Source organism: Providencia sp. PROV033, assembly GCF_028484855.1.
Classification (GTDB): Bacteria; Pseudomonadota; Gammaproteobacteria; order Enterobacterales; family Enterobacteriaceae; genus Providencia; species Providencia alcalifaciens.
In genome coordinates this window covers 1-3,181 of sequence record NZ_JAMPSW010000175.1, presented here as the reverse complement: position 1 = coordinate 3,181, position 3,181 = coordinate 1, and the positions used below count along the sequence as shown (strand labels likewise).

2 rRNA genes are annotated in these 3,181 nt (G+C 51.8%); both read right to left on the bottom strand.

Annotation, left to right across the window (positions count from 1 at the left end):
• Positions 1–7: 7 nt before the first annotated feature.
• Positions 8–123: ribosomal RNA gene (gene rrf / locus PSF16_RS16995) — 5S ribosomal RNA — on the bottom strand.
• A gap of 142 nt (positions 124–265) precedes the next feature.
• Positions 266–3,171, bottom strand: a 23S ribosomal RNA gene (locus tag PSF16_RS16990).
• Positions 3,172–3,181 lie beyond the last annotated feature (10 nt).

Here is a 3,181-nt window from a genome sequence, read left to right as displayed (position 1 = left end):
ATTTAATGTCTGGCAGTTCCCTACTCTCACATGGGGAGACCCCACACTACCATCGGCGCTACGGCGTTTCACTACTGAGTTCGGCATGGGATCAGGTGGGACCACCGCGCTATGGCCGCCAGACAAATTCTGTTCGTTCCCGTTTAGCGCACTTCTTCGCTAAACCAGAACATCAATCTTGAACAAGCTGCTGTGTCCTTCACCTTTCGGCTTCTCACTCTCGTCGAAAATCAACTCTATCTCTCTAAAACACCTTCGGTGTTGTCAGGTTAAGCCTCACGGTTCATTAGTATTGGTTAGCTCAACGTATCGCTACGCTTACACACCCAACCTATCAACGTCTTAGTCTTAAACGTTCCTTTAGGACCCTTAAAGAGTCAGGGAAGACTCATCTCAAGGCAAGTTTCCCGCTTAGATGCTTTCAGCGGTTATCTTTTCCGCACTTAGCTACCGGGCAATGCCATTGGCATGACAACCCGAACACCAGTGGTGCGTCCACTCCGGTCCTCTCGTACTAGGAGCAGCCCCTTTCAATCTTCCAACGCCCACGGCAGATAGGGACCGAACTGTCTCACGACGTTCTAAACCCAGCTCGCGTACCACTTTAAACGGCGAACAGCCGTACCCTTGGGACCTACTTCAGCCCCAGGATGTGATGAGCCGACATCGAGGTGCCAAACACCGCCGTCGATATGAACTCTTGGGCGGTATCAGCCTGTTATCCCCGGAGTACCTTTTATCCGTTGAGCGATGGCCCTTCCATTCAGAACCACCGGATCACTAAGACCTACTTTCGTACCTGCTCGAGCCGTCACTCTCGCAGTCAAGCTGGCTTATGCCTTTGCACTAACCGCATGATGTCCGACCATGCTTAGCCAACCTTCGTGCTCCTCCGTTACTCTTTGGGAGGAGACCGCCCCAGTCAAACTACCCACCAGACACTGTCCGCACCCCAGATAATGGGGCAACGTTAGAACATCAAACATTAAAGGGTGGTATTTCAAGGTTGGCTCCACGCAGACTGGCGTCCACGCTTCGAAGCCTCCCACCTATCCTACACATCAAGGCTCAATGTTCAGTGTCAAGCTATAGTAAAGGTTCACGGGGTCTTTCCGTCTTGCCGCGGGTACACTGCATCTTCACAGCGAGTTCAATTTCACTGAGTCTCGGGTGGAGACAGCCTGGCCATCATTACGCCATTCGTGCAGGTCGGAACTTACCCGACAAGGAATTTCGCTACCTTAGGACCGTTATAGTTACGGCCGCCGTTTACTGGGGCTTCGATCAAGAGCTTCTCCTTACGGATAACCCCATCAATTAACCTTCCAGCACCGGGCAGGCGTCACACCGTATACGTCCACTTTCGTGTTTGCACAGTGCTGTGTTTTTAATAAACAGTTGCAGCCAGCTGGTATCTGCGACTGGCTTGAGCTCCATCCGCAAGGGACTTCACCTAATGCCAGCGTGCCTTCTCCCGAAGTTACGGCACCATTTTGCCTAGTTCCTTCACCCGAGTTCTCTCAAGCGCCTGAGTATTCTCTACCTGACCACCTGTGTCGGTTTGGGGTACGATTAATGATAATCTAGAGCTTAGAGGCTTTTCCTGGAAGCAGGGTATCAGCTACTTCGCCACCGTAGTGACTCGTCATCAGACCTCAGCATATAGTGAACCGGATTTGCCTAATTCACCTGCCTACATCCTTAAACCGGGACAACCGTCGCCCGGCCAGCCTAACCTTCTCCGTCCCCCCATCGCAATTATCACCAGTACGGGAATATTAACCCGTTGCCCATCGACTACGCATTTCTGCCTCGCCTTAGGGGTCGACTCACCCTGCCCCGATTAACGTTGGACAGGAACCCTTGGTCTTCCGGCGTGCGGGTTTTTCACCCGCATTATCGTTACTTATGTCAGCATTCGCACTTCTGATACCTCCAGCATACCTCACAGTACACCTTCACAGGCTTACAGAACGCTCCCCTACCCAACAATATTTACATATCGCTGCCGCAGCTTCGGTGCATAGTTTAGCCCCGTTACATCTTCCGCGCAGGCCGACTCGACCAGTGAGCTATTACGCTTTCTTTAAATGATGGCTGCTTCTAAGCCAACATCCTGGCTGTCTGAGCCTTCCCACTTCGTTTCCCACTTAACTATGACTTTGGGACCTTAGCTGGCGGTCTGGGTTGTTTCCCTCTTCACGACGAACGTTAGCACCCGCCGTGTGTCTCCCGTGATAACATTCTTCGGTATTCGTAGTTTGCATCGAGTTGGTAAGTCGGGATGACCCCCTAGTCGAAACAGTGCTCTACCCCCGAAGATGAGTTCACGAGGCGCTACCTAAATAGCTTTCGGGGAGAACCAGCTATCTCCCGGTTTGATTGGCCTTTCACCCCCAGCCACAAGTCATCCGCTAATTTTTCAACATTAGTCGGTTCGGTCCTCCAGTTAGTGTTACCCAACCTTCAACCTGCCCATGGCTAGATCACCGGGTTTCGGGTCTATACCCTGCAACTCATTCGCCCAGTTAAGACTCGGTTTCCCTACGGCTCCCCTATACGGTTAACCTTGCTACAGAATATAAGTCGCTGACCCATTATACAAAAGGTACGCAGTCACACCACAAGGGTGCTCCCACTGCTTGTACGTACACGGTTTCAGGTTCTATTTCACTCCCCTCGCCGGGGTTCTTTTCGCCTTTCCCTCACGGTACTGGTTCACTATCGGTCAATCAGGAGTATTTAGCCTTGGAGGATGGTCCCCCCATATTCAGACAGGATAACACGTGTCCCGCCCTACTCGTCGAGTTCACAACACTAACACCTTCGGATACGGGGCTATCACCCTTTACTGCCGGCCTTTCCAGACCGTTCTCCTGATGCTAATGCTGATTAAGACTCTGGGCTGCTCCCCGTTCGCTCGCCGCTACTAGGGGAATCTCGGTTGATTTCTTTTCCTCGAGGTACTGAGATGTTTCAGTTCCCTCGGTTCGCCTCGTTTGACTATGTATTCATCAAACGATAGTGCAACGAATTGCACTGGGTTTCCCCATTCGGAAATCGTCGGTTGTAACGGTTCATATCACCTTACCGACGCTTATCGCAGATTAGCACGTCCTTCATCGCCTCTGATTGCCTAGGCATCCACCGTGTACGCTTAGTCGCTTAACCTCACAACCCG